Below are 24183 nucleotides of genomic sequence, written 5' to 3' on the forward strand. Positions count from 1 at the left end.
CCAACTCTAGCGGCTCTTATACCTGTCGGAGTGATTTGCTAGATTACGAGAGGATCGAGAAGGTGCCGTACGCGCCTGCGAACCAGCATCGAAGGAGGAAGAACACTGGAAGGAAACGGATTGGGCTGCTTGTACACATACGCCTGCCACGAGGAGGAAGAAGAGCTCTGCCGGATGGAGCGGAGGGCCCTCTTCGGGACAGGGGAAGAAGGGAGAGACGGGGCGGAGACGGCTCCGTCTTTGAGAGGGAAGGGGTGGTTCCGCAGCGCGCGGAGGCTGGACCCGGGGCGGAGCCCTTTTCTCCATGAACGGATGGACATTCAGTATGAGGCGGAGAGCCTGGAGGAGCTCCAGAAGCAGGTGAAAGGGCTGGAGCTCGGAGGACGCACGTTCAAGGTGATGTGCCTGGACACCGACAATAGCTGGGATTACACCGAGAAGCGCAGGATCGAACGCGAGCTCGGAGCTGCCATCCGGGGGCGGGCGGAGATGAAGAAGCCCGAGCGGCGGTACGGGGCGGCCCTCGTTCACGGGCGGTTGTTCTTCGGACCGCTTCAGCAGGGGGAAGCCCACTGGCTGAAGCATAAGAACAAGCCGCAGAACTATTCCACGGCGCTCACCACCCGAATGGCCCGGGCCGTGGTTAACGTGGCCGTGCCGGAGCCGGAAGGCGTCCGTGCGGTGGACCCGTGCTGCGGAATCGGCACCGTGCTGGTCGAAGCCCTGTCGATGGGAATCGCGATCGAGGGCTTCGACCTGAACCCGCTTGCCGTTCGCGGGGCACGGGCCAATCTGGCGCACTTCGGCTTTCCGGACGTGGTGCGTCTGGCGGATATGCGCCGTCTAACCGGCCGCTATGACGCCGCGGTGGTGGACCTGCCGTACAACCTCTGCTCGGTTCTGCCTCCGGAAGAGCGGCAGGAGATGCTGCAGAGCGCCCGCCGGCTGGCGGACCGGGTCGTACTGATCACGACCGAGGGCATCGAGGCCGCCGTAGAGGAGGCGGGCTTCACCATCCTCGACCGGTGCCTGATGAAGAAGGGCAGCGTGGAGCGCCGGATTTTACTGTGCGAGTAGGGAACGCGGCGTTCGGATTTGCTCTTAATAGGACAAGCTGCACGGAGAGCCGGTTCGGAGATAAGCCCGCAACGGGAAGCGGGAAAGGCAGCCCGGTAATTTTTGGCCAATGGCAGGGTTGACATCCCGGTTATTAAATGTCATAATGACATTATCAAATCGAGAATAAAGGAGGGTGCCTCATGGCGGAAGAGAATGAGAAGACTTATTCCGCGGCGAAGTACCGGACACCGGACGGAGCCCCGGCGGACATTGTAATATTCACCATCACCTCGGAGCAGCGCCCTAGCATGACGAAGTCCCTTCCGAAGCGGGAGTTGAAGGTGCTTCTTATCAAGCGCAAGGTTTGGCCGCATGCGGGCATGTGGGCGCTACCGGGAGGGTTCTCGCGGGAGACGGAATCGGTCTACGAAACCGCCCGGCGCGAGCTCCAGGAGGAGACGGGCGTGAAGGACGTACACATGGAGTACTTCAACGTGTACAGCCGTCCCGGCCGCGACCCGCGCGGCTGGATGATCTCCCACGCCTTCTTCGCCCTCGTGAACGAAGAGGCGCTCGGGAAGCTGGAGGCGGCGGACGATGCCGAGGAGGCGGGGCTTTTTTCCGTAGAAGAGGCGCTCGGGGGCATGGAGCTTGCCTTTGACCACCGGGAGATTCTGCAGGACGCATTGGCCAGGGTGAAGGAGAAGATGCTTGTGACCCCGATTGCCGGCGAATTCCTTCCCGGTGAGTTCACGCTCGGAGAGCTGTACCAGGTGATCCGGACGGTCGTGCCGGATTTCGAGGAGGCCAATTTCATCCGCAAGATGAAACAGACCCAGAGCCGCAGCGGGGTGCTGGAGGAAGTGAGAACGGAGCAGGGCGCGCTCAAGAAATCGAACCGCTATTCCCAGCGGGCGGCGCAGCTTTACCGGTTTTCGGGCGATGTGCCCCGGCTGTCTTTGTACAGCTGAATTTTTTTGAACTACAATAATGTCATTGTGATAGTATTATAAGCGTGATAAGGGGGAATGGAATATGAACGGAAAATACACGATGTGGATTCTCATGGCGGGCATGCTGCTGGTGGCCTATCTGACTTCTTCGACCTGGCTGGAAATCGCGGCCACGACGACCGGGCTCTTAAGCGTCTGGCTGACCGCCCGGCAGAATATGTGGTGCTGGCCCGTCAGCCTGGTGAACGTGGGGCTGTTCTTCTTCACCTACTTCGAGGCGAAGCTGTACGCGGACATGACGCTTCAGGTGCTGTTCTTCCTTCTCAGCATCCAGGGCTGGATCGTCTGGGCGACGCGTCGTGGGGGAGCCAAGGTCCGGCCGACCTCGCGGATTACGCCCAAGCTGACGGCTCTGCTGGCCGTCATCCTGATTGTGGTTACGTTTGCGTGGGGCCATGTGCTGGAGCGCTTCACGGATGCGTCGATCCCGTATGCGGATGCGTTCATCGCCACCCTGAGCATCGTGGCACAGCTTCTGCTGTCGAGCAAAATCCTCGAAAACTGGTACGTTTGGATTGCCGTCGACGTTCTCTCGATCGGGATGTTCCTGTACAAAGAGCTGTATGTGGTGGCTTTTCTGTACCTGATTTTCCTTGGCATTGCCACGGCCGGGCTAATCAGCTGGAGGAAAGACTACCGGCTGGCCGCCGAAGCGGCGGGACCCGTGAACGGTAGCCGGCCGGGGGCTGTGGTTTAGAGCGAGCGAAAGGGCGGTTCCTCACCGGTCCTGCCGTTTCGTAAGGACCCCGAGAGCCGCGTACCCGATCGCCACCGTAACGCCAATGACAGTCAGTATAAAGATCACCTCATCCGCCAAATGCGGGCGTTGAAGGAGCTTATAGAAGGTTATTAACTCCAGGACAAGGACGGCCGTCCAACAAAGAAAGATAACGGAAATGCCGGCACGGTACATCAACTTCCACCTCCTGTAAAGGAATGACATTAAAGGATACTCGATCAAAACGCCAGGCATCCCTTTTTTTGAAAGAGACTAAGGGAGGAGAGAACCAAGATGCCCCTTACGACAGGCCTGACACTGGGCAAATTCTCGCCCCTGCACAAAGGGCACCAATTCATGATCGAGACGGCCCTCCGGGAGACGGACGAGGTGGTCGTCGTCATCTACGACTCCCCGGATGTTACGAACGTGCCGCTGCCGGTAAGAGCCGGGTGGATTCGCACCCTCTACCCCCAGGTGGAGGTGATAGAAGCGTGGGGAGGGCCGGAGGAAACGGGCTACACCCGGGAGATCGAGAAGGCGCACGAGGACTACATCGCTTCCCTTCTCGGCGGCCGCCGGATCACGCACTTCTATTCGAGCGAGCCCTACGGGGAGCACATGAGCCGCGCGCTCGGGGCCGTGGACCGCCGGGTCGATCCCGACCGGAAGACCTTCCCGGTGTCCGGTACGGCGGTGCGTCAGGCCCCCTTCGAGAGCCGGGCTTTCGTGGATCCGGTCGCGTACCGGGACCTCGTGAGCAGCGTGCTCCTGCTCGGCGCCCCCTCGACCGGGAAGTCGACCTTGGCCGCCCGGCTGGCGGAGGAGCTCGGCACCGTTTGGATGCCGGAGTATGGACGGGAGTATTGGGACGCCCATCAGGTAGACCGGCGGCTTACGCCGGAGCAGCTCGTCGAGATTGCCGAGGGCCATCTGGAGCGGGAGGAGAGGATGCTGGGCGATGCGAACCGGTACCTCTTCGTGGACACGAACGCTCTCACGACACGCATGTTTGCGCAGTATTATCACGGCTTTGTGCTTCCCCGGCTGGAAGAGCTCGCGGTGAAAGCGGCGGTCCGCCACGATCTCGTGTTCGTCTGCGGAGACGAAATCCCCTACGACGATACCTGGGACCGGTCGGGCTTCGGGATGCGCGACTTGTTTCAGCGGAAGATCCTTGCCGATCTGGCAGTCCGCCGGATTCCCTACGTGACCCTGACGGGCACGGTGGAGGAAAGGGTGCGCCAGGCCAAGGCGGTGCTGGAGCGGCATGAGAAATACCGGAGCCTGCCCGACCGGCTGGCCCGGGAGCTGGGGGTGTTGTCATGATGCAGCTCAGCCTGCAGGACCGGATCAAAGGCGGCCTCTACGGTGTGGCCGTAGGGGATGCGCTCGGCGGAACGACCGAGTTTATGAGCCGGGAGGCCATCCGCCGGGAGCATGGCTACCTGACAGAGATCGTGGGAGGCGGCGTCTGGTCGCTTGCCCCCGGCGAAGTGACCGACGATACGATGATGACCATCGCCGTGGCGGAGGGCATTCTCGAGCATCCGGCGGATCCCGTGGAGGCGATCGGCGAACGGTTCCTCGCCTGGTACCGCTCCGACCCGAAGGACATTGGGAACATCATCCGGCTCGTGTTCAGCCGCTACCGGGGGAATTGGCCGGAGGCGGCGCGCTCCGCCCACCTCCAGCTCGGGAGGAGTGCGGGGAACGGCTCGCTCATGCGCTGCCTGCCGGCGGCTCTTGCCTACGGCCGCCTCGACGACATGGAACGGGTCACGGCGGAGCAGTCGGAGATGACGCATCACGATCCGCTCTGCCGGGAGGCGTGCCTCCTCTACAACCGCATCGCATGGCGCCTTCTGGAAGGCGGGGAGCTGCGGTCCGCGCTTGCCGCCGAGACGAAGGGAACGCGCTACGAGCCGGCCCTCGGCGCCGAGCCTCCGGATTGCCCGCCTGACGGCTACGTCGTCCATACGCTCCGCTGGGTGCTGCACCTTCTGAACCGCGCTTCCTCCTTCGAGGAAGCGGTGCAGGAGGCGGCGAACGGGGGGGATGATTCCGACACGGTCGGGGCCATCGCCGGAGGTTTGGCCGGAATCTACTGGGGCTATTCGGGAATTCCAGCCCGCTACACGCAGGCTATTCTCGTAAAGGATAAGCTGGATGAGCTGGCCGAACGCCTAGCCGGGAACCGCTTGAAGACCTCTGGGTTGTAGAGCGAGCCCCTTTCCCGCGCGATAGAGCGCCTTTCCTTCCCCTTGCGGGAAGGTGTTCCTGCTTTGTAGAGGGAGCCTCTTCCCCACTCGATAGACCACTCCCCTTCCCCTCGCGGGAAGGGTTTTCTTGTGCCCGGCCGCTCCCCGGCTCGTCCCTTTTTTTGAAGGGCGAACGCCCATGGGCTATAATGAATAGACTGCAGGGAAAGGAGCGAGGGTTCATGGCCAACACACACACGTACACCCGCGGGGAAGAAATCGCGAACGCCGTAACGCACGGAATCGGAGCGCTGCTAAGCATTGCGGCCTTGACGCTGCTTGTCGTTTTTGCCACCTTGGAAGGCACCGCCTGGCATGTCGTAAGCTTTACGATTTACGGCGTATCCATGCTGCTCTTGTATACCTCGTCGACCCTCGTTCACAGCTTCCCGGAGGGAAGGATCAAGGACATTTTCGAGATCTGCGACCATTCGTCGATCTATCTGTTCATAGCGGGAACCTACACGCCGATTGTGATGAATGTCATCCGGGGAACGCTCGGGTGGACCCTGCTCGGAATCGTCTGGGGCTTTGCCCTGGCGGGCGTCCTGTTCAAGGCCTTTTTCACCAAGAAATTTCTCTTTACCTCTACGCTCATCTACCTCGTGCTGGGCTGGATTATCGTGGTGGCTTGGGGTCCGCTTACGGCGCATATGGACGCGGGCGGCATTGCGCTGATCGTGCTCGGAGGCTTGTTCTATACCGTGGGGACTGTGTTCTACGTATGGCGAGGGTTCCTTTATCATCATGCCGTCTGGCATCTGTTCGTGCTGGCCGGGTCGGTGATGCACTTTTTTGCCATCTTGTTCTATGTTTTGCCCTGATTATTGGGTATAATAGTATGCTATAACCTTAACATTATAAACCGGAGGGGTTGGTCCCATGGAGACGAAAGCCGCAGCACATAACCATTTTCTGAAAACAATTATTATCGATGACCTCCAGTCGGGCCGGACGAAAACCGTGGTGACACGCTTTCCCCCGGAGCCGAACGGATACCTGCATATCGGGCACGCGAAGTCGATCTGCCTTAACTTTGAGCTCGCCGACGAGTTCAACGGGCGCACGAACCTGCGCTTCGACGACACGAACCCGGTCAAGGAAGACATCGAATACGTTAACTCCATTAAAGAAGACGTCAAATGGCTCGGCTTCGAGTGGGACGGGTTGTTCTTCGCCTCGGACTATTTCGATGAAATGTACGAGCGGGCCGTCCTGTTGATCAAGAAGGGCAAGGCGTACGTGGACGACCTGACGGCGGACCAGATCCGTGAAATGCGCGGTACGCTGACCGAGCCGGGCAAGGAGAGCCCGTACCGGAACCGGACGGTGGAGGAGAACCTCCAGCTGTTCGAAGCGATGCGCCGGGGGGATTTCAAGGACGGGGAGAAGGTGCTCCGCGCCAAAATCGACATGAGCTCGCCCAACATCACGCTGCGCGATCCCGTCATTTACCGGATCTCGCATGCTCATCACCACAATACCGGAGATAAGTGGTGCATCTACCCGATGTACGCTTACGCCCATCCGCTCGAGGACGCCATCGAGGGGGTTACCCATTCGATCTGCACGCTGGAATTCGAGGAGCTTCGTCCTTTCTACGACTGGGTGATCGAGGAATGCGAGACGGAAGCGAAGCCGCACCAATACGAGTTCAACCGCTTGAACCTAACCAATACCGTCATGAGCAAAAGAAAGCTGAAGCTTCTCGTGGACGAGAAGGTCGTGGACGGCTGGGACGATCCCCGCATGCCGACCATATCGGGCCTCCGCCGCCGGGGCTTCACGCCGAAGGCCATCCGCGACTTCGTCCGGGAAACCGGCGTGTCCAAGAATTTCGGGGTCGTCGATTTCAAAATGCTCGAGCATTTCATCCGCGAAGACTTGAAGCTTCAGGCGCCCCGTACGATGGCGGTGCTTAACCCGCTGAAGGTGGTCATCACGAACTATCCCGAAGGACAGACGGAAATGCTTGACGCCGAGATCAACCCGGAGAATCCCGAGATGGGGACGAAGCAAATTCCGTTCGGCCGGGAGATTTACATTGAGCAGGACGACTTCATGGAGGAGCCCGTTAAAGGCTACCACCGTCTGTTCCCGGGCAACGAGGTGCGCCTGAAGAACGCGTATTTCATCAAGTGCAACGACTTCGTGAAGGACGAGAACGGGAACGTAACGGAGCTTCACTGCACGTACGATGTGGAGACCAAAAGCGGAACGGGCTTTACCGGCCGCAAGGTCAAGGGAACGATCCACTGGGTAGAGGCATTGAACGCCGTCCCGGCGGAATTCCGCCTGTACGACTCCCTCATCTTCGATGAGAACGGGGAGGAAGAGGAAACGGAAGGGGCGTCGAGCTTCCTGAACCGCCTCAATCCCGGATCGCTTGAGATTGTCCAAGGCTTCGTGGAGCCGGACATGAAGGCAGCCGAGCCGCAGGACAAATTCCAGTTTTTCCGGCACGGGTACTTCAATGTTGATCCGAAATACTCGAAGCCGGGCGCGCCGGTGTTCAACCGGGTCGTTTCGCTCAAGAGCTCCTTCGTGATCGGGAAATAGCTTAGAACAGAAAAAGCAAAGACCAAGGACATAAGCGCGGGCAGCGCGGCATCAGAGAGGAAGCCCTTCGGCTGTGAGGCTTCCGGCCGCACCCTGCCGCTTCCCGCCTTGAAAGCTGCAGTGGGGAATCCCCAGTATCCGCTGCCGGTCATCCCGTTATCGATGCCAAAGAACGAACCCGCATGCAGCCTGGGCGGTGATTCGTTGAATTAGGGTGGTACCACGAACGCATTCGTCCCTGACGAATGTGTTCTTTTTGTTATCTTCATTCATTGTTAAGGGGAGGAATGATTCATGAGGCAAAGCACTTTGCTGGGATCAACGATGCGGGAGGCGCCGGCGGAGGCCGAGGCGGTCAGTCACCGGCTGCTGCTGCGGGCGGGCTTTATCCGCCAGTTGGCGGCGGGGATCTACACGTACCTGCCGCTCGGCCGGCGGACGCTCCGGAAGCTCGAGGGGATTGTCCGCGAAGAGATGAACCGGGCCGGTGCGCAGGAGGTGCTGCTGCCGGCGCTGCAGCCCGCCGAGCTGTGGGAGGAGTCCGGCCGGTATGCGGCCTACGGACCGGAGCTGATGCGGCTGAAGGACCGGCATGACCGCGAGTTCGTGCTCGGGCCGACCCACGAGGAGGTCATAACGGCGCTCATCGCGGGAGAGGTGAAATCGTACCGCCGCCTGCCGCTTACCCTGTACCAGATCCAGACGAAGTTCCGCGACGAGCGCCGTCCGCGCTTCGGCCTGCTGCGGGGACGCGAGTTCCTGATGAAGGACGCCTACTCGTTCGACGCGGATGCGGAAGGACTCGACCGCACCTATTGGCGGATGCATGAAGCCTATCACCGGATGTTCACCCGGATGGGCTTGAACTTCCGCGCGGTGGAGGCGGACGCCGGGACGATCGGAGGGGAAGGCGGGACGCACGAATTCATGGCCCTCGCGGCCGTCGGAGAGGACACCATTGTCAGCTGCACGTCATGCGGATACGCGGCCAACCTGGAGAAGGCGGAGTCGGCAGGGCCGGTCGGCGCGAAGCCGGGCGGGAGAACCGCCACCGGAGGGAGCAAGCCGGAAGCATCCCCGCAAAAAATCCATACGCCCGGCTGGAGAACCATTGGCGAGCTGACGGCTGCTCTTGGAGTGGAGGCGTCCGGCTTTATCAAAACGCTGATTTACGTCGCCGACGGAAAGCCGGTTGCCGTGCTGGTTCGCGGCGATGATGAGGTCAACGAAACAAAGCTGAAGAACTTCCTGGATGCTGAAGAGCTCGAGCTCGCGGACGCCGAAACGACCCGGCGGGTCACCGGAGCTCCTGTCGGGTTTGCCGGTCCGGTCGGCCTTTCCGTTCCTCTTGTGGCGGACGAACAGGTGGCTGCTATGCCGGCGGCGATCGCCGGGGCGAACGAAGAGGACTACCACCTGGGCGGGCTTGTGCCGGGAAGGGATTTTTCCCTGGAGAGGACAGCCGATCTGCGAAACGTGAAGGAAGGGGAAGGCTGTCCCCGGTGCGGGGCTCCTCTGGCGTTCAGCCGGGGGATCGAGATGGGGCATATTTTCAAGCTGGGCACCAAATACAGCGAGAAGCTCGGGGCCCGCTATCTCGACGCTTCCGGACGGGAGCGGACCATCCTCATGGGCTGCTACGGAATCGGCATTTCGCGGCTGCTGTCCGCGATCGTCGAGCAGCATCATGACGGGGAAGGCATCCGCTGGCCGATGGAAACGGCTCCGTTCCACGTCCATCTGATCCCCGTGTCGGGAAAGGATGAGACGCAGATCCACGTGGCGGAGGAGTTGTACCGCCGTCTCCATGCGGAGGGGCTGGAGGTGCTGCTCGACGACCGGGACGAGCGGTTTGGAGTGAAGATGAAGGATGCCGATCTCATTGGCCTGCCCTTCCGGATCGTGATCGGCAAGGAGGCCGGAGAGGGAAGGGTGGAAGTCGGAGAGCGCGGGAAGGTGGGCCGCACGACTTTTTCCGTGGAAGAGGCCGTGCAGGTGATCCGGGAACAGACGCTGGGCGGCCGGCCGTGTTGATCGTATAAGAAAATCATGCTAAGATGAAACTAACAAAAGGAGCCGGTTGCGACGGCTCCTTCCCACAATAGCCGCTTTAAGGGCGGTGGCTTGCATCAGGTAAGCGACAGAATAGACCGCATCCTTTGGCGAGGGCGGTCTATTTCTTTGTGTTGAAGCTAAGGATCATCACGACCAGCGTTGCAAAGGAAATCATCAACGTGAGTGTGTCTTTAACCTCCACAGGCATCACCTCCTTTCGGAGGCAGCCGACCGCCCTTTTAAGCCATTCTATTGTCCTTCCATTATACCAAATTCAGGAGCCCGGGTATAGAAAAAGCCGGCCATCCGGAGGCGAAAAGAGAATGACGGAAAACCAAGAAAGCGGGCAAGCATTCCCGCCGAAGCTGAGCAAGCCCGCGCAGCGTGCGTTGGCCGGAGCCGGGTACCGGACGCTTGAGGAGCTCGCCGGGATGAGCGAGGCGGAGCTAAAGAAGCTGCACGGCATGGGCCCGAAGGCGCTCGGGCAGCTCCGCGAGGCTCTCGCCGCAAAGGGATTGGCGTTCGCGGACGAACGCCCCTAGAAGAAGAGCCCTGACCTAGTGGTCCGGGCTCTTGCTTTGGTGAGGCGGTTGCAGGAGAGAGGCGGCCACCTTAGTCTGGGGAAAGCTGGCTTCTACTCACCGTCCACATACTTGCCGTGGTCCGGCACCGCCAGCCGGTCAAAGTCCCGAGCGAGCTCCGCCAGCCCCTCGGTCAGCTCGCGGCCCGCAACGGGATGGCCATGACCGGTCACGGCGGCGGCCGGCTTCAGCGCTTCGAGACGGCGGACCGATTCCTTCGCTGCTATCCAGTCGGGGGTATAATAGCGCGGAGGTCCCGAAATCTCCAGGTGCTGGGTCAGCACCTGGTACAGCTTGTCCTGGCGCACGGTGACGAACGCGTCTCCGGCAATGAGGGTACGGTCCTCTTCCCGGAACAGGGAAACATGTCCAAGGGTATGCCCGGGGGTGTGGATCCAGCGCCAGCCGGGCATTTCGGGAACCGTCCCGTCGGCAGGGAGAGGCTTCACCCGTCCGGTCAGGTCGACCGGCTCGTTCGGGAAGAAGGCGGACAGCTTGGCCGCCAAGCCGCCTTCCACCAGTGGATCCGGCTCAGGGTAAGCTCTTGTGCCCGTCAGGTAGGGCATCTCCAGCTCGTGAGCATAGACCGGGACATCCCAGCGGCTTGCGAGCACGCTTAAGGCTCCCACATGGTCAAAATGGCCGTGCGTCAGTACAATCGCGCGGGGCGGTGCCGGGAAGCCGAAGCGTTCCTCGATCGCGTCCATGATGTTATCATCGGACTTCGGCATGCCCGCATCGACCAGCACCCAGTTGAGGGTATTCGGAGCCCCGACCATCACGACATTGACGATCTGGGTGGTGAACGCGTAAACATCCGGGCGCACTTCCGCTCCTTTCCCGCTGGAGACAGAGGTGAGGGGCAGATAGTGGCTGCCCGGGGTTCCGTTTTTCATGGCGATCCCTTCCTTTCTAAACCAAGCTTCGTAAAGTTTACCCGTTTAAACAGCGGCCTAACCAATAGACGCAAAGCGAGAAATTAGCTCCATTATCCTTACATATGGCGCATCACTACGGGGACCGGTTGGATCCGCACAACAAGAAAACAGCCGCCTTCCACAGGGAAGACAGCTGCTTTATTAAGTCAATCAAGAAAGAACGGAGCGTCCCTGCACCCAGACGCCGCGGATGTCGAGCTGCGGGCTGGTCCATACGAAGTCGGCATCCTTGCCGGAAGCGAGGCTGCCCGTGTGGCCGTCGATGCCGAGCCGCTTCGCCGGGTTGCCGCTGGCGAGCCGGCTGACCTCCGCCACCGACAGGTCCGTGTGCTCCAGCACGTAGCGGAACGCGTCGATCATGGTGAGCGTGCTGCCCGCCAGCGCTCCGCCTTCCTTCAGCCGGGCGACGCCGTCCTTAACGACCACGCCCAGACCGCCGAGGTCGTACTCTCCGTCGCCGAGACCGGCGGCGGACATCGCGTCCGTGATGATCAGCAGCCGGTCCGGTGCTTTCGCCGCGGCCAAGAGGCGAATGCCTGCCGGATGCACGTGATGTCCGTCGGCGATGACCTCGGCGTGGATACGGTTGTCCGTGAGGACGGCGCCGAGCGTTCCGGGCTCCCGGTGATGCAGCCCGCGCATGGCGTTGAACGTATGCACGGCATGACTCAGGCCGCGGCCCGCCGCCTCGGTAATCTGGTCGAAGCTGGCGTCCGTGTGACCGGCGGCGGCGATAATGCCCTGGCCGGCCAGCCATTCGATCAGCTCGAGCGCCCCGTTACGCTCGGGAGCGAGCGTAAGGAGCTTGATGAGCCCGGGATAGTCGCGGACCCAGGCCTCCAGCCATTCCTGCCGGGGCTCGACGATAAAGTCCGGGTTTTGCGCTCCCGGAAATTTAGGGGAGATGAAAGGGCCCTCGAGATGGACGCCCAGCAGCTGGGCGTAAGGCATGGCTCCGGCCCGATACGTGCTGGCTGCCTCCAGCACCTGGGAGATGGCTTCCCGGGACTGCGTCACCGTCGTAGCCAGCAGGCCGGTCGTGCCGTGGGAGGCGTGGTAACGGGCGATGCCCTCGATCGCCTCCACCGTCCCGTCCATGAAATCGTGACCGAAGCCGCCGTGGATGTGAACATCGATAAAGCCGGGAAGAATCCAGCCGCCTTCGGCATCCAGCTCTTCTACTCCTGCGGGAACGCCGCGTTCCGCTGCTCCGCCCTTTGGTGCGAGCCAGCTGATCTTGCCGTCCTCGACCAGCAGTTCTCCTTCTTGGCTTACCCCCTGATCCGTAACTATCGAGGCGTTACGGATTAGGAGACTTCGTTTCTCTGTCATGCAAAAAGCCTCCCCGCTTCGGAATCCAGCATGACGACCAGGCTCGGATGCACCTGCAGAAGAGAAGCAGGGCAGTCCGTCGTGATCGGGCCGGTTAACGCGCGGTGAACGATTTCGGCTTTATCCGCTCCTCTTACGACCAGCAGGATCGTCTTGGCCTTCATGATCGTCGCGATTCCCATCGTGACGGCACTGGTAGGCACTTCTTCTAGAGAAGGGAAGAAGCGTGCGTTCGCCCGGCGCGTGTCTTCCTTTAATTCTACCACGTGGGTCCCGCTCCTTAAAGACTTGTCGGGCTCGTTGAAGCCGATGTGCCCGTTATGGCCGAGGCCGAGCAGCTGAATATCCGTCTGGTAATCTTCCATCAGCTCGTCATAGCGGCGGCATTCCTCGTCCAGCGATTCCGCATTGCCGTCCGGGATGTGTCGGTGGGACTCCGGCATGTCGATGCGGCTGAACAGCTTTTCTTCCATAAAGCGAAGGTAGCTCTCCGGATGATGGTGCGGCAGCCCGACATATTCATCCAGATTGAACGAATACGCACGGGCGAAGCTTACGCGTCCGGCGCTGTGCCACTCGGCCAGCTTGTCGTAAATGCCGATCGGGGTGGAGCCGGTCGCGAGGCCGAACACCGAAGCGGGCTTGACCCGAAGCTGGCTGGCAAACAGGCCAGCGGCGGCCTCGTTCAAATCGTCGTTCGTACGGAAAATATGAAGGTTCATGGGGCATTCCTCTTCCTGTCATAAGGTAATGAGTTCTTCCTTCCACTTTATAAGAAGCGGTTGGAATCGTCAACTAAAATGATTGATACAATCATAATTATGATTTTTTTAATCTTTTTGAATGAGTGTTTGGCATCAAAGGGGAGACTTCAACCTATTTTTTACATTGGAGGTATTTTGTGATTTTTATCACATACTGAAAGGCAGCCAGGGTGTAAAGTAAAGACATGGAAGAGGTTAACGGATCGACCGGAACGAGGAAGCACCGAAAGGCAGCCGCTCCGTCGACCTCCACAAGAACCCCAAAGGGAGAGGATCATCATGATGAAATGGTTGAGGGAAAATGCTTATGCGGCCGCCGCTTTGTTCGTTCTTCGGGTTTATGTAGGCTGGCAGTGGCTGGAGGCCGGGTGGCACAAGCTGACGGGAGCGAATGCTTTTGACGCGGGAGGGTTCATCAAAGGGGCCATCGCCAAGCCGATTATCGATAAGGCGACCAACGAAGCGGTCTACCCGACCTTCACGGCGTTCCTTGAACACGTGGCCCTGCCGAATGTGAAGCTGTTCAATGTCCTGATTCCGTTAGGGGAATTCTGCGTCGGCCTCGGCTTGATTCTCGGCTGTCTGACGACCACCGCTGCTTTCTTCGGTCTCTTCATGAACTTCATGTTCGTCTTTGCGGGGACGGTCAGCACCAACCCGTGGCTGATTCTTCTCGGCGGCGTCATCTTCATGGCCGGTGCCAATGCAGGGAAATTCGGAGCCGACTTCTATGTCCTTCCTTACCTTCGCAAAATGCTCCAACGGCTGACGCACCGTGGAGGGGACGGAACGGCGCTCACCGGCAAACGGCATGCTCACGCTTAACAGACTAACGGTTACTTGCCTCCCGCAAAATCTATAGAAGCCTTGCAATCGGTACAGGAGGTCCAGCGCCACGCTGGACTTCTTCTGTTTGGGCCGGCGTTGCATAACGGTTTCGGGCTGGGCTACACTAACAGGGAGGAAAATTATGGGGAGGGGATTTCATGGAGAAGACGGATGGAAAGAAAACAAGAGTCGTCGTGATCGGAACAGGGGCGGTAGGGTCAACCACGGCCTATACCCTGCTGCTCCGGGAGCGCATGACCGAGCTGGTGCTCATCGACTACAACGCGGAAAAGGCTCTGGGCGACGCCCTGGACATGAACCACGGGCTGCCTTTTACGGGACGCACCAAGGTCTGGTCCGGCGATTACCCCGACTGTGCGGGTGCGGATATTATTATCATTTGCGCGGGGGTGGGACAGAAGCCGGGAGAGAGCCGGCTCGATCTGCTTAAGCGGAATACGGCGATTTTCGACGGCATCATCGAGCAGGTAACCCGCTACAACTCGACCGGTATTCTGCTCATTGCGACCAACCCGGTCGACATTCTGAGCTACTACTCCTTCCGGAAATCCGGCTGGCCGGCCAACCGGGTCATCGGCTCCGGAACGCTGCTCGACAGCGCCAGGTTCCGTTACCTGATCGGCCAAACGCTCAACATGGATCCCCGCAGCATTCACGCCTCCATTGTAGGCGAGCACGGGGATACCGAGGTGCCGCTGTGGAGCCTGGCCAACGCCGCAGGCCTGCCAGTGTCCTTCACGGAGGAGGAGAAGGAAGAGATTTTCCGCAACACGCGAGACGCCGCCTACCAGATTATCCAGGCGAAAGGCTCGACCTATTATGCGATCGCCCTTGCGCTGGACCGGATCTGCACGGCTATTCTGAGGGATGAGGGAGCAGTGCTGAACGTATCGACGCTGTTGAACGGGTACCAAGGCATAACGGATGTGTACCTGGGGGTTCCCTCAGTCGTAGACCGTACCGGAGTAAGGGAAGTGTTGAAGGTGCCCATGACGGAAGAGGAGGCGGCGAAGCTCGCCAAATCCGCCGCTAAGCTCCGCGAGATGATCGACAGCATCGGGAACGGCTAAGCCCGGCAAGCACCGGTAAAGCCGCAGTCAGTGTGGCGGGCGGCGGCCACCTTTTGAAACCGGCGGGGTGGTTCCTTCGTACTAAAGGCAGACAACCCTTTTAGGCTGGTGAAAGGAAGTGCTTCGTTTTGTCCAAAAGCCGCGTGAGGTCAGCTTTGCTGGCCGTTGGCGCTTTTATCGTGGCGAAATTCAAATGGGTCCTCGCCTTTCTGAAGTTCTCCAAATTCGGCGGTACCCTGATCTCCATGGGGATCAGCCTGTGGGCCTATGCTTTTCTGTATGGCTGGAAGTTTGCCGCCGCCGTCATCTATCTTATTTTTGTGCATGAAATGGGCCATGTGATAGCCGCCCGGATCAAGGGAATCAAGACCTCGCCGGCGGTATTCCTGCCCTTTGTCGGAGCCTTCATCGCTATGAAGGAACAGCCTCGGGACGCGAAGACGGAAGCCTTCCTCGCTTACGGGGGACCGCTTGCCGGCCTGCTGTCGTTCCTGCCCGCTGTGGCGCTGTACGAGTGGACGAAGGAGCCGTTCTGGATCGTGGTCGTGTTTACCGGGGCGCTCATTAACCTCTTTAACCTTCTTCCGATCTCGCCGCTTGACGGAGGCCGGATCGTTTCGGTGCTGTCGACCCGCATCTGGTTCTTCGGGCTGCTGGGACTGGGGGCGCTGCTCGTCTATTCCCCCGACCCGATGATCTTCCTGATCTTCCTCCTCGGCTTGTTCTCCTGGTGGGGAAGGGGCAAGGAAGCCACCCGGCAGGAGATTCTGGCGTATGAGCAAAAGAAGCTGAGGGAATTCCTGGACGATCTGGAGACGTGGCCGACGCTCTCTACCACCTATGAGAAGAAGGTTCAGCTCCAGGCGGCCGCGCAAGCGTCCCCTGGTCCTGCCGCGGGAGGCCGGCGCTGGTCCATCCCGCTTCTCGACGACGGGAGGAAGATTGCCGCGGCCAAGGCCGAGATTGACCGCCGGTACGCCAATGCCGCCTACGAGCTGCTGCTCAAGTGGGAATGGGCGCCGGTCCAGTACGAGGACGGGGATCTGGACCGGCCCGTTCCCTCGACGATGCTTGCCGAGGCGAGCCGGTCTGCAGCCGAGCGGCTCACTCAAGTGGAGGAGGAGCTGGCGCGCCTCTCCACCTATTACAAGTCTCCGGCCTCGACGAAGTGGAAGGTGCTCATCGCTTATCTTGCGCTTGCCGTCGTGCTGTCTTTGTTCTTCCTTTACGCGAACGACCTGTCGGAGATTCACCGGAGCAGCATCCGCTGACCATCCCCCTAAAAAAGCCGCTTGTCCACGCTTCAACGGGACAAGCGGCTTTTTGCCATGCCTTGAAATTCTTTCCCCTTACCCGGGGAGTGAGAGGGGGCACAACTGCATATAATGGAACAGATGCGTTTTCGGGGCCTATAGCGAAAGGAAACGCCAGTAAGGATAGCAAAGGTGGAGTTATGAAGAACGACGGCGGGGAAAAGCGGGCCTTGGAGAAAGCGGCCCTTAAGACCTTTCTTTCTTTGTACAACCGGAACCATCCGATTAAATACCGGCTCTTGTATTTCCAGGAGAAGCCCGATGCCGTCATTCAGGATGCGCGGGGAAATAAGCTGGGCGTCGAGATCACCCACTGCTTCTACGATTCTCATGAAGCAAGACGGGTTCTGGGGCGGCAGCACAAGGTCCGGGAAGAGGAAGAGCATGCATGGGAAACACTGGATACTTTGATTGCCGAGCTCAACAAGCTTATCCGGCGCAAGGAAGAGAAGAAGGCGCATTATGTTGATCATTATCCCATCGCTCTGTTGATCCGCAATGCTTCCCTTTCCTTCGGCATGTCGGATATTTTGAAATACCGCGAAATGCTGTGCAAGCCGGGCGGGGCTTTTACCCATGTCTGGTTTCTGTCGCGGGACGGCACGAAGGACTGGCTCCTGACGGATCTGTGTGAACCGAAACAGGCGGAGCCGGCAGGCTCCGCCGATGACAGCCAGACGACCGGCAGCTAGTGCCTTATCCGTGAGTGTTGGGCCGGCGCTAAAGAAGCTAAGGATAAGGCTCTAGTGGTTATCCGAGGTTGCCGGCTGGAGCCTGTAAGGCTCCTACTCCGCCAGTCAAGCTGCAGAGCTGGGGTCAGCCCTGGTTCTTGGACGGAATCCGGTCCAGGTAGTCGAGGGCATCCGCCACGCTTGCCACGGGCACGATTTTCATTGTGCTGTGAATCGTCTGTGCGGTCTTAAAGGCTTCCTGTTCGTTCCGGTCGGTTTCCTCGACCGCTTTCGGAACGAAGTAAAGGTCGACTCTTTGTTTGTCGGCGGTCATGATTTTCAGAGGCATTCCCCCGATTTCCCCGACCCGGCCCGCCTTGTCGATGGTTCCGGTCCCCGCCACGTAGTACCCCTTCGTCAAATCCTTACCGGAAAGCTCCTGAATCAGCTGAAGCGTCATCATCAAGCCCGCCGAATCTCCCGAGAATTGACGGGTAAAGGTGACAAGATTCGTCGGCTCCACGGCATCCTGGAAATCCTTAACCTCGGCGGCGTAGAGGCCGTTGATGTAAGCTCCTTTCTTGTTCTTCTCGGTAAAGGTGACGGGAAGCTCCAGCACATCCTTTCCCCGCTGCACCTTATAGAGGGCGGTGTATCCCTCTTCCGAAGGAAGCTGATTGTTCACCTCGGCGTATTCCTTCCACGTGGAGACCGGCTTGCCGTTAATGGCCAGAATGACGTCGTTCGGCTTGAAGGCCTTGCCGGTTTCGTAATTCTCAAGCGGGAAGACGATGATGACCTTGGTCGGGAAATCCGCCGGCAATCCGGCGTATTGATAAGCCAGATAAGTAAGGTTCTCGCTGCTCCGGTAGAGGGAGAACTTGCTGATGCGGCTGTAATCTCCGGTCGTCAAATCCAGGTCGGAGGAAAGAGCGTAGGAAGCGATTTTGATCGAGTTGGTGTTCTCGAGCAAGAAGGCGGAGCGCAGGGCATCCAGCCGGTTGTTCAGCTTCATGGTATGAAGAGTGGTGAAATAGAAAGGGCGGGCGGCCGGCTTTCCTTCGACATCGGCGATCGGGCTCAAGTCCAAGTATTTGGCTGTCGTAATGATTTCACCCATTCCTTCGGCGTGTAAGGGCTCGATCGGGGACAGACGCAGAATGAGAGCGCTTATGGACGCGACAAGCAGGATGGCGAGAAGCAAGGCACCGAGGACAGCCCACAGGCCGTGCATCCTCTGGAAGCCGGAAAGCAGCCGGGGGTGGCGCTCAAGATAATGCTCCAGCGGTCCGGACTTCAGGCGGCTTCTGTGCATAGGATAACCGTTCAATTCTATCTTCTACACTCCCTGTTAGATAATGGTTAATATAGCAAACTTGATAGATGGATGTGATAGACTCCATACCCAAATAGTACTAGCAAGGAGACATTATGTAAATAACCCGGCGGATTACATTTTCATGACAAACCGGGAGAGGGAATGGACAGGGGCAGGGCCCTGCCCGAAGAGTGCTCTGCTTTCGACAAAGCTTACCGGCTGCAAAATGTCGAAGTTCAACAAGGGATCATTCGAGTCTATTTCCCAGGAAATGTGACCCGCCGTCGAATGAAGGGGCAGGCGACAGGTTTCTATGACGGAACATGGCCTATAAGCGGCAATGCAACTACCCCTTGCAAAAGCTGATAGGAAACCGGAGGAGGTTCAGGAGAAATAAAAAAGCCAGGGGCCGGCACTTCGGCTTCCCCCGGCCAACCTTCCTCGTTTCCATCAGGTCGAAGAAACAAGAGGAACGGTGCCGCACCAAGCAGGCTCTGTGCTACTTGGATTCCTTTTGCGTGTAGCCCCCGCCCTGGAAGGCCGTTTCATCCTGCTTGACCTCTTGACCTCTGGCTTCCGCTTCCTCGATAAGCTTCTCTCCGTCGTCCTGCGGCTTATACCCGATCAGCGATTCGAGATAGCCGATGTCGTAATAGTTGTCGGAGTTTCGCGACGTCCCGTACAGCACGAGGAACTTGTCCTTAAGCTCGGCTTCCATGCAGCGCTCCGTCAGCTGGACCATGTCCCGGTTCGAGATCCAGATGTGACCGGATCGCTCGGAATGAGGCCGATTGTCGGACGGGAAGTTTCCGATCCGGATGTTGACCGATTCCAGCCCGTGCTTGTCCGTATAGAAACGGCCGAGCAGCTCGATGTAGGCCTTGCTTACCCCGTAGAAGCTGTCGGGGCGGTAAGGAGACTCGGGGGTAATCGAGGTACCGGTGGGGTAGAAGCCGGTCGCATGGTTGGAGCTCGCGAAGACGACCCGGCGCACGCCGTTGACCCGGGCGGCTTCATACATATAATACGCTCCGGTGACATTGATGGGCAGAACCTTGCCCAAGAAATCTTCTTCGTCCTTCGCCCAGGCAAAATGAAGGATTGTGTCGACGCCCCGGGTCAGCTCGACCCATTTGTCCTTATCCGTCACATCAAACGCTTGAATTCCCCGGGAGCGGTCCTCGTGAAGGTCGGCCGCCTTGATTTCGTAGCGTCCGGTCTTCTTCAAGCCTTCATACAAGCAGCTTCCAATCGTTCCTCCAGCCCCCGTTAGCAGAACCTTTCGCATGCTTCATCACCTCGCAGGATAGTTATCTTTGTATTCTTACCCTTTTTTCTGGAAAGTGCCCGAACTTTTTGACAGACCGCAGTTCGACAGAAAGGGAAAACGCTTTCAAATGTCGAAGAAGGGGACGAAGAAGCCGCATTCCCGTCGGTTTTAAAGGGATGGGGGAAACGGGTATAATGGGGGGAAGGAGGCGAATAGCATGGACTACCGTATGGAGAAAGATACACTGGGGGAGATTCGGGTTCCCGCCGATAAATTATGGGGCGCCCAGACGCAGCGGAGCCTGGAGAATTTCAAGATCGGAACGGAGAAAATGCCGCTTGAGGTGATCCGGGCGTTCGCCGTTCTAAAGAAGGCGGCCGCCCAGGCCAACCTCAAGCTGGGCAAGTTGGACCGGGAGAGGGCCGAGGCCATCTCGTCGGCCGCCGATGAGGTCCGGGACGGACAGTGGGACGAGCACTTCCCTCTTGTCGTCTGGCAGACGGGGAGCGGCACCCAATCCAACATGAACGTTAATGAAGTGATCGCCCGCCGGGCAAATCAGCTGCTGGAGGAGAAGGGGAGTACGGAGCGGGTTCATCCCAATGATGATGTGAACCGTTCCCAAAGCTCCAACGATACGTTCCCGACGGCTCTTCATATCGCCGCCGTGACGGCTGTCGAAACGCGGCTTCTGCCGGCGCTTGAAGAGCTGAGGGCCACATTTGCCGATAAAATGGAAGCCTTCCGGGACATTGTCAAAATCGGCCGGACTCACCTTCAGGATGCGACTCCTCTTACGCTCGGGCAGGAAATCAGCGGATGGCATCATATGCTCGTGAAGACCTCGGAGATGATCCGAACGAGTACAGATACGATGAGAGAGCTCGCTATCGGAGGGACGGCCGTCGGCACGGGATTGAACGCCCACCCGCGGTTCGGGGAAACCGCTGCGGAAGAGATCAGCCGGATCACCGGGACCCGGTTCGTGTCTTCTCCGAACAAGTTTCACTCGCTGACGAGCCATGATGAGGCGGTATTCGCACATGGGGCGCTTAAAGCGCTCGCCGCGGATCTGATGAAGATTGCCAATGATGTGCGCTGGCTGGCGAGCGGTCCCCGGTGCGGCATAGGGGAGATTACCATTCCGGCGAACGAGCCGGGAAGCTCCATCATGCCGGGCAAGGTCAACCCGACCCAGAGCGAGGCGATGACGATGGTGGCGTGCCAGGTGATGGGCAACGACGCGGCGGTCGGCTTTGCGGCGAGCCAGGGAAATTTTGAACTCAATGTCTTCAAGCCGGTGATCATTTACAATTTTCTACAGTCCGTCCGGCTGCTCGCGGATGCGATGGTTTCCTTCCGCGACAACTGCGCGGTCGGCATCGAACCGGACCGGGCGGTCATCGACCGCTATTTGCGGGATTCCTTGATGCTCGTGACCGCCCTTAACCCGCATATCGGCTATGAGAAGGCCGCAGCCATCGCAAAGCTCGGGCATAAAGAAGGCCTTTCGCTTAAGGAAGCGGCAGTCCGCAGCGGATATGTGACGGCGGAGCAGTTCGACTCCTTCGTCCGGCCGGAAGAGATGATTCATCCGAAGGAATAAGGGATATTTCGGATCCCGCTGTCTTGGAGGGTATAGGAGAGCCATAGTTTTTATATAATGGTATATAGTAGGGTTCGATTCCGATCCTGCCGGCTGTCCCGGCGGCACAAGAGCCGCAGCGGAGCAGCCGGCAGGTACCCTTTTAACTTAACCGGCCGCCGTTCCTCTTAAGAAAGGCACTAGTGTCTTATCCGGTAACTTTGTTGGCGAGAAAGCCTCTGTAGGCGCACAAAAATCAATAGGAAAGCAGAACTTCATTTGCGGATAAGACACTAGAATATAAGAAAGCGAGGAAAGTTATGGATACCATTTCTTCCCTGTCGGAATTGATGGGGGAACGCAAGTCCGGGTCCTATGTGGAAATTCCGGGTAGGCTTGCGAGTACCTTCGGTCAGCAGACGCTGTCCACTACGCTGCCTGTCAGCAAGCTCCTGTCCATCTATGAGGTGGACCTGGAGGTGCAGAGGAGCCTGATTCCGGCTAATCTCTCCAAGCTGATGGACTATATTAAACTTTATTTGGAAGGCCGCCAGGCCATCTATTTCCCGGGCATTATTTTGTCGTCCCGGGGGGCGGGCCGCTATGACGCCGAGGATGGCGTCTACCTAATGCAGCCGATCGAGAAGGCCTATGTGGTCGACGGCCAGCACCGGCTGGCCGCCTTCCAGCGCCTGATGGAGACACTTCAGAGCGCCATGGCCCGGGCGAAGGACCGCCGGGAGTACGACCGGATCGAAGAGATCACGGAGCAGCTCAGCCGGCTGTATGATTTCCCGATGTCAGTTATGTTCTATCTGGACATTTCCGCCCGGCAGGAACGCCAGCTCTTCTCCGACATCAACAAGCTTCCCCGCAAAATCGGAGGCAACCTTGCCGTGCTGCGCGACCAGCGCCGGTTCTATCATGTGCTGGCGACGAGGCTGGCCGAGCATGACCCTACGCTCCGGGAGCTTGGCGTCGATACGTTCTCGGAGAGAGGGAAGAGTCCCGAGTATCTCTTCTCCTATCATCTGCTGATCGAGATTCTGGCGGCGTTCTTCGAAGGCCGGATGAAATCGGCGGCCCGCAACAACGGCTATCAATTCACGCAGCAGGACGAGGAGGAGCATCTGCGCAATGCGTCCCTCTATTTCTCCAAGCTGCTCGAATACTTGCCGGAGCCGAGTCCCGGGGAAGTGAGCTGGTCGGAGAACGTGCAGCTCGCCCTCGCTCTGTTCTTCCACGAGCAGTCGGTGAAGACGGCCAAGTTCAACCGTTATTCCCTGCAGCATGCGATGAAGATTCTTCCGTATATCAAGTGGGATGACATTTACACGGGAGACGAAAGAGCCCGGCTTCCGCGCCGCTCGCGGATCATGAAGGCTTACCAGTTCATTAAAGAATTTTACGAGCAGAATCATTTGTTCTTGATTCGTGAAGGGGAACAGGAGGAGATCGGCTGATGGACGGCTTGGCATTGCCTATGAGCATCTATCCCTTCTGCGAGAAGTTCGGCCTGGCCACGCTTTCGCTGAAGGTTTCGGATTTGTTGAATTACACGATGATCGACCCGATGGTCCAGCGCAAGCTGAGCGCGGGCCAGCGCCGGAAGATCGGGAATTACCTTCAGGAGCGGGAGCTCGACCACGTCTTCTTCGGCCCGGTCACCCTGTCCCTTCGGGATGTGAACCAGCTCGCCAAGGAGGACGAGAGGCTGTTTCTCCGCCACGGCTCCAAGCTGAGCATTCTCGACGGCCAGCACCGGATTCTGGCGCTCGGGCACGTAAACGAGCAGATGCAGAAGGAAGTGCGCAAGTACGAGAAGAAGGTTTCGGCCCTTAAAGTTAAACAGCGTAAAAAACCCGAAGACACCGAAATTGCCGCTGAGCTTGAGCAGATGACGGGTCTGGTGGAGCAGATGGAGGCAAGACGCCTCGACCTGCTCGAAACGGAGCTGTCCGCCCAAGTCTACATCGGCTTCAGCGAAGAGCAGGAGCAGCAGCTGTTCGGGGACATCAACTCCAAGGTGCAGCTCGTCAGCAAGGAGCTCGGTCACTCCTTCGATTCGACGGATCCGCTGAATGTGGTGCTGCAGCAAGTGGTGGACCACAATGTATTCCTGCGGGTAGCCGGTGTCGAGAAGCGCAGCAACCTGACCTCCTTCAACAAGAACTTCACGTCTTACAGCTGGCTGTATTCGACGGCCTGCATGCTTTTTTCCGGCCGGATGCAGCCATCCTACGAATTGGCCCGCAAAATCCGCAGGGACCTGTCGGCGCATGTGGAGATGCTGCACCAATTCTTCAACACCGTCATTCCGTACATGCCGGAGCAGCCGGGACTTCCGCAGTTCACGAGCTCGAGCCGGGTGATGCAGGAAAGCCTGGCGCTGTATGCACACGGCTTCCTGTTCGACGGCGACAAATACAAGGAAGGCTGGACCAACAGCCTGCTCATGCTGGACGGGTTCGACTGGACACAGGAGAACGAAGAGATGGTCGAAGCCTTCGGGGTGATGGACAACGGAAAGCTGAACCTGATCCACGAGAAGTCGCTGCGCAAGCATGCGAAGCTGGTGGAGCTGTTCGAGAAGCGGCTGGCGGAGCAGGCCGACGAGGATGCCGCCGCCCATGCGTGACCTAGGCAGTTAGAAAGTCCTCCTCGCTATAGAAGAGAAGTCCCGAATTCTGTTCGGGGCTTTTTGGCGTGCGGTCGTATCCCGAAGCACGCCATGGCTGGACCCGCCAGGGTGTTTCTCAACGATGCCCGGGCACGTAGGAAGGTTTTGTTAATGGAGCCTCCGCTAACTTGAACAAAATCCTCCCAG

At 58.9% G+C, this 24183-nt stretch carries 22 protein-coding genes; 16 read left to right on the plus strand and 6 right to left on the minus strand.

The genetic code is table 11. The features are described from left to right. The first annotated feature begins 120 nt into the window (after positions 1–120). From MJA45_RS04860 to pnuC, 3 genes are all read left to right on the plus strand, one after another. Positions 121–1077 (plus strand): THUMP domain-containing class I SAM-dependent methyltransferase, encoded by a 957-nt coding sequence (locus MJA45_RS04860; RefSeq protein ID WP_315606161.1) that lies wholly within the window; start codon positions 121–123, stop codon positions 1075–1077. Positions 1078–1259: 182 nt separating this feature from the next. Then, the gene (locus tag MJA45_RS04865) at positions 1260–2030 is read left to right on the plus strand and encodes an NUDIX domain-containing protein (RefSeq protein ID WP_315606162.1); all 771 of its coding nucleotides are present in this window, start codon (positions 1260–1262) and stop codon (positions 2028–2030) included. Between the two features lie 64 nt (positions 2031–2094). Next, complete coding sequence (gene pnuC / locus MJA45_RS04870; protein ID WP_315606163.1) at positions 2095–2769, plus strand: nicotinamide riboside transporter PnuC; 675 nt, start codon at positions 2095–2097, stop codon at positions 2767–2769. A gap of 21 nt (positions 2770–2790) precedes the next feature. Here the strand turns inward: pnuC and MJA45_RS04875 are convergent, their stop codons facing one another. Beyond that, on the minus strand, positions 2791–2988 hold the full coding sequence (locus MJA45_RS04875; RefSeq protein WP_315606164.1) for a hypothetical protein: 198 nt from the start codon (positions 2986–2988) through the stop codon (positions 2791–2793). Between the two features lie 96 nt (positions 2989–3084). On the opposite strand from MJA45_RS04875, the gene MJA45_RS04880 reads away from it, so the two are divergent. The 6 genes from MJA45_RS04880 to MJA45_RS04905 all read left to right on the plus strand — a co-directional run bounded on the left by MJA45_RS04880 (position 3085) and on the right by MJA45_RS04905 (position 10207). Then, the gene (locus MJA45_RS04880) at positions 3085–4119 is read left to right on the plus strand and encodes an AAA family ATPase (RefSeq protein ID WP_315606165.1); all 1035 of its coding nucleotides are present in this window, start codon (positions 3085–3087) and stop codon (positions 4117–4119) included. Further along, entirely contained in the window at positions 4119–5012 is an 894-nt protein-coding gene (locus tag MJA45_RS04885; protein WP_315607939.1) for an ADP-ribosylglycohydrolase family protein, read from the plus strand. Before MJA45_RS04880 ends, MJA45_RS04885 begins: the two co-directional genes overlap by 1 nt. Positions 5013–5233: 221 nt before the next feature. Continuing rightward, a complete protein-coding gene (trhA, locus tag MJA45_RS04890) occupies positions 5234–5875 on the plus strand; it encodes a PAQR family membrane homeostasis protein TrhA (protein ID WP_315606166.1) in 642 nt (213 codons plus the stop codon). A gap of 58 nt (positions 5876–5933) precedes the next feature. Continuing rightward, entirely contained in the window at positions 5934–7610 is a 1677-nt protein-coding gene (locus MJA45_RS04895) for a glutamine--tRNA ligase/YqeY domain fusion protein (RefSeq protein ID WP_315606167.1), read from the plus strand. Positions 7611–7904: 294 nt separating this feature from the next. Next, positions 7905–9644, plus strand: coding sequence for a proline--tRNA ligase (locus MJA45_RS04900; RefSeq protein ID WP_315606168.1), 1740 nt, complete (start codon positions 7905–7907; stop codon positions 9642–9644). Positions 9645–9988: 344 nt separating this feature from the next. After that, entirely contained in the window at positions 9989–10207 is a 219-nt protein-coding gene (locus MJA45_RS04905) for a helix-hairpin-helix domain-containing protein (protein WP_315606169.1), read from the plus strand. 92 nt (positions 10208–10299) lie between these two features. Here MJA45_RS04905 and MJA45_RS04910 read toward each other — a convergent pair whose 3' ends face one another. From MJA45_RS04910 to nagB, 3 genes are all read right to left on the minus strand, one after another. Further along, the gene (locus MJA45_RS04910; RefSeq protein WP_315606170.1) at positions 10300–11142 is read right to left on the minus strand and encodes an MBL fold metallo-hydrolase; all 843 of its coding nucleotides are present in this window, start codon (positions 11140–11142) and stop codon (positions 10300–10302) included. Between the two features lie 192 nt (positions 11143–11334). Continuing rightward, positions 11335–12516 (minus strand): N-acetylglucosamine-6-phosphate deacetylase, encoded by a 1182-nt coding sequence (gene nagA, locus MJA45_RS04915; protein WP_315606171.1) that lies wholly within the window; start codon positions 12514–12516, stop codon positions 11335–11337. Continuing rightward, a complete protein-coding gene (gene nagB / locus MJA45_RS04920; RefSeq protein WP_315606172.1) occupies positions 12513–13238 on the minus strand; it encodes a glucosamine-6-phosphate deaminase in 726 nt (241 codons plus the stop codon). Before nagB ends, nagA begins: the two co-directional genes overlap by 4 nt. 321 nt (positions 13239–13559) lie before the next feature. Between nagB and MJA45_RS04925 the strand changes: the two genes are divergently transcribed. The 4 genes from MJA45_RS04925 to MJA45_RS04940 all read left to right on the plus strand — a co-directional run bounded on the left by MJA45_RS04925 (position 13560) and on the right by MJA45_RS04940 (position 17204). Next, entirely contained in the window at positions 13560–14105 is a 546-nt protein-coding gene (locus MJA45_RS04925) for a DoxX family membrane protein (RefSeq protein WP_315606173.1), read from the plus strand. Between the two features lie 161 nt (positions 14106–14266). Beyond that, positions 14267–15199, plus strand: a complete 933-nt coding sequence (locus MJA45_RS04930; RefSeq protein ID WP_315606174.1) for an L-lactate dehydrogenase — start codon at positions 14267–14269, stop codon at positions 15197–15199. A 128-nt stretch (positions 15200–15327) separates the two neighbouring features. Then, a complete protein-coding gene (locus MJA45_RS04935) occupies positions 15328–16470 on the plus strand; it encodes a site-2 protease family protein (protein ID WP_315606175.1) in 1143 nt (380 codons plus the stop codon). Positions 16471–16652: 182 nt separating this feature from the next. Continuing rightward, complete coding sequence (locus MJA45_RS04940) at positions 16653–17204, plus strand: hypothetical protein (protein ID WP_315606176.1); 552 nt, start codon at positions 16653–16655, stop codon at positions 17202–17204. Positions 17205–17328: 124 nt separating this feature from the next. On the opposite strand, the gene MJA45_RS04945 is transcribed toward MJA45_RS04940, so the two are convergent. Then, positions 17329–18498, minus strand: coding sequence for a S16 family serine protease (locus MJA45_RS04945; RefSeq protein ID WP_315606177.1), 1170 nt, complete (start codon positions 18496–18498; stop codon positions 17329–17331). 502 nt (positions 18499–19000) lie between these two features. After that, positions 19001–19789, minus strand: coding sequence for an NAD-dependent epimerase/dehydratase family protein (locus MJA45_RS04950; protein WP_315606178.1), 789 nt, complete (start codon positions 19787–19789; stop codon positions 19001–19003). Between the two features lie 199 nt (positions 19790–19988). On the opposite strand from MJA45_RS04950, the gene fumC reads away from it, so the two are divergent. The 3 genes from fumC (at position 19989) to MJA45_RS04965 (ending at position 23994) form a co-directional block, all read left to right on the plus strand. Next, positions 19989–21377, plus strand: coding sequence for a class II fumarate hydratase (gene fumC, locus MJA45_RS04955; protein WP_315606179.1), 1389 nt, complete (start codon positions 19989–19991; stop codon positions 21375–21377). A gap of 299 nt (positions 21378–21676) precedes the next feature. Continuing rightward, the gene (locus tag MJA45_RS04960; protein ID WP_315606180.1) at positions 21677–22819 is read left to right on the plus strand and encodes a DNA sulfur modification protein DndB; all 1143 of its coding nucleotides are present in this window, start codon (positions 21677–21679) and stop codon (positions 22817–22819) included. Then, the gene (locus MJA45_RS04965; RefSeq protein WP_315606181.1) at positions 22819–23994 is read left to right on the plus strand and encodes a DNA sulfur modification protein DndB; all 1176 of its coding nucleotides are present in this window, start codon (positions 22819–22821) and stop codon (positions 23992–23994) included. The genes MJA45_RS04960 and MJA45_RS04965 overlap by 1 nt, the downstream gene beginning before the upstream one ends. Positions 23995–24183 lie beyond the last annotated feature (189 nt).

The organism is Paenibacillus aurantius (genome assembly GCF_032268605.1).
GTDB lineage: Bacteria > Bacillota > Bacilli > Paenibacillales > NBRC-103111 > Paenibacillus_AO > Paenibacillus_AO aurantius.

Coding starts and splice junctions, on each gene's coding strand:
- MJA45_RS04865 (WP_315606162.1), top strand. CDS start 1,260: ATGGCGGAAGAGAATGAGAAGACTTATTCCGCGGCGAAGTACCGGACA.
- pnuC (WP_315606163.1), top strand. CDS start 2,095: ATGAACGGAAAATACACGATGTGGATTCTCATGGCGGGCATGCTGCTG.
- MJA45_RS04880 (WP_315606165.1), top strand. CDS start 3,085: ATGCCCCTTACGACAGGCCTGACACTGGGCAAATTCTCGCCCCTGCAC.
- MJA45_RS04885 (WP_315607939.1), top strand. CDS start 4,119: ATGCAGCTCAGCCTGCAGGACCGGATCAAAGGCGGCCTCTACGGTGTG.
- trhA (WP_315606166.1), top strand. CDS start 5,234: ATGGCCAACACACACACGTACACCCGCGGGGAAGAAATCGCGAACGCC.
- MJA45_RS04895 (WP_315606167.1), top strand. CDS start 5,934: ATGGAGACGAAAGCCGCAGCACATAACCATTTTCTGAAAACAATTATT.
- MJA45_RS04900 (WP_315606168.1), top strand. CDS start 7,905: ATGAGGCAAAGCACTTTGCTGGGATCAACGATGCGGGAGGCGCCGGCG.
- MJA45_RS04905 (WP_315606169.1), top strand. CDS start 9,989: ATGACGGAAAACCAAGAAAGCGGGCAAGCATTCCCGCCGAAGCTGAGC.
- MJA45_RS04910 (WP_315606170.1), bottom strand. CDS start 11,142: ATGAAAAACGGAACCCCGGGCAGCCACTATCTGCCCCTCACCTCTGTC.
- nagA (WP_315606171.1), bottom strand. CDS start 12,516: ATGACAGAGAAACGAAGTCTCCTAATCCGTAACGCCTCGATAGTTACG.
- nagB (WP_315606172.1), bottom strand. CDS start 13,238: ATGAACCTTCATATTTTCCGTACGAACGACGATTTGAACGAGGCCGCC.
- MJA45_RS04925 (WP_315606173.1), top strand. CDS start 13,560: ATGATGAAATGGTTGAGGGAAAATGCTTATGCGGCCGCCGCTTTGTTC.
- MJA45_RS04930 (WP_315606174.1), top strand. CDS start 14,267: ATGGAGAAGACGGATGGAAAGAAAACAAGAGTCGTCGTGATCGGAACA.
- MJA45_RS04940 (WP_315606176.1), top strand. CDS start 16,653: ATGAAGAACGACGGCGGGGAAAAGCGGGCCTTGGAGAAAGCGGCCCTT.
- MJA45_RS04945 (WP_315606177.1), bottom strand. CDS start 18,498: ATGCACAGAAGCCGCCTGAAGTCCGGACCGCTGGAGCATTATCTTGAG.
- MJA45_RS04950 (WP_315606178.1), bottom strand. CDS start 19,789: ATGCGAAAGGTTCTGCTAACGGGGGCTGGAGGAACGATTGGAAGCTGC.
- fumC (WP_315606179.1), top strand. CDS start 19,989: ATGGACTACCGTATGGAGAAAGATACACTGGGGGAGATTCGGGTTCCC.
- MJA45_RS04960 (WP_315606180.1), top strand. CDS start 21,677: ATGGATACCATTTCTTCCCTGTCGGAATTGATGGGGGAACGCAAGTCC.
- MJA45_RS04965 (WP_315606181.1), top strand. CDS start 22,819: ATGGACGGCTTGGCATTGCCTATGAGCATCTATCCCTTCTGCGAGAAG.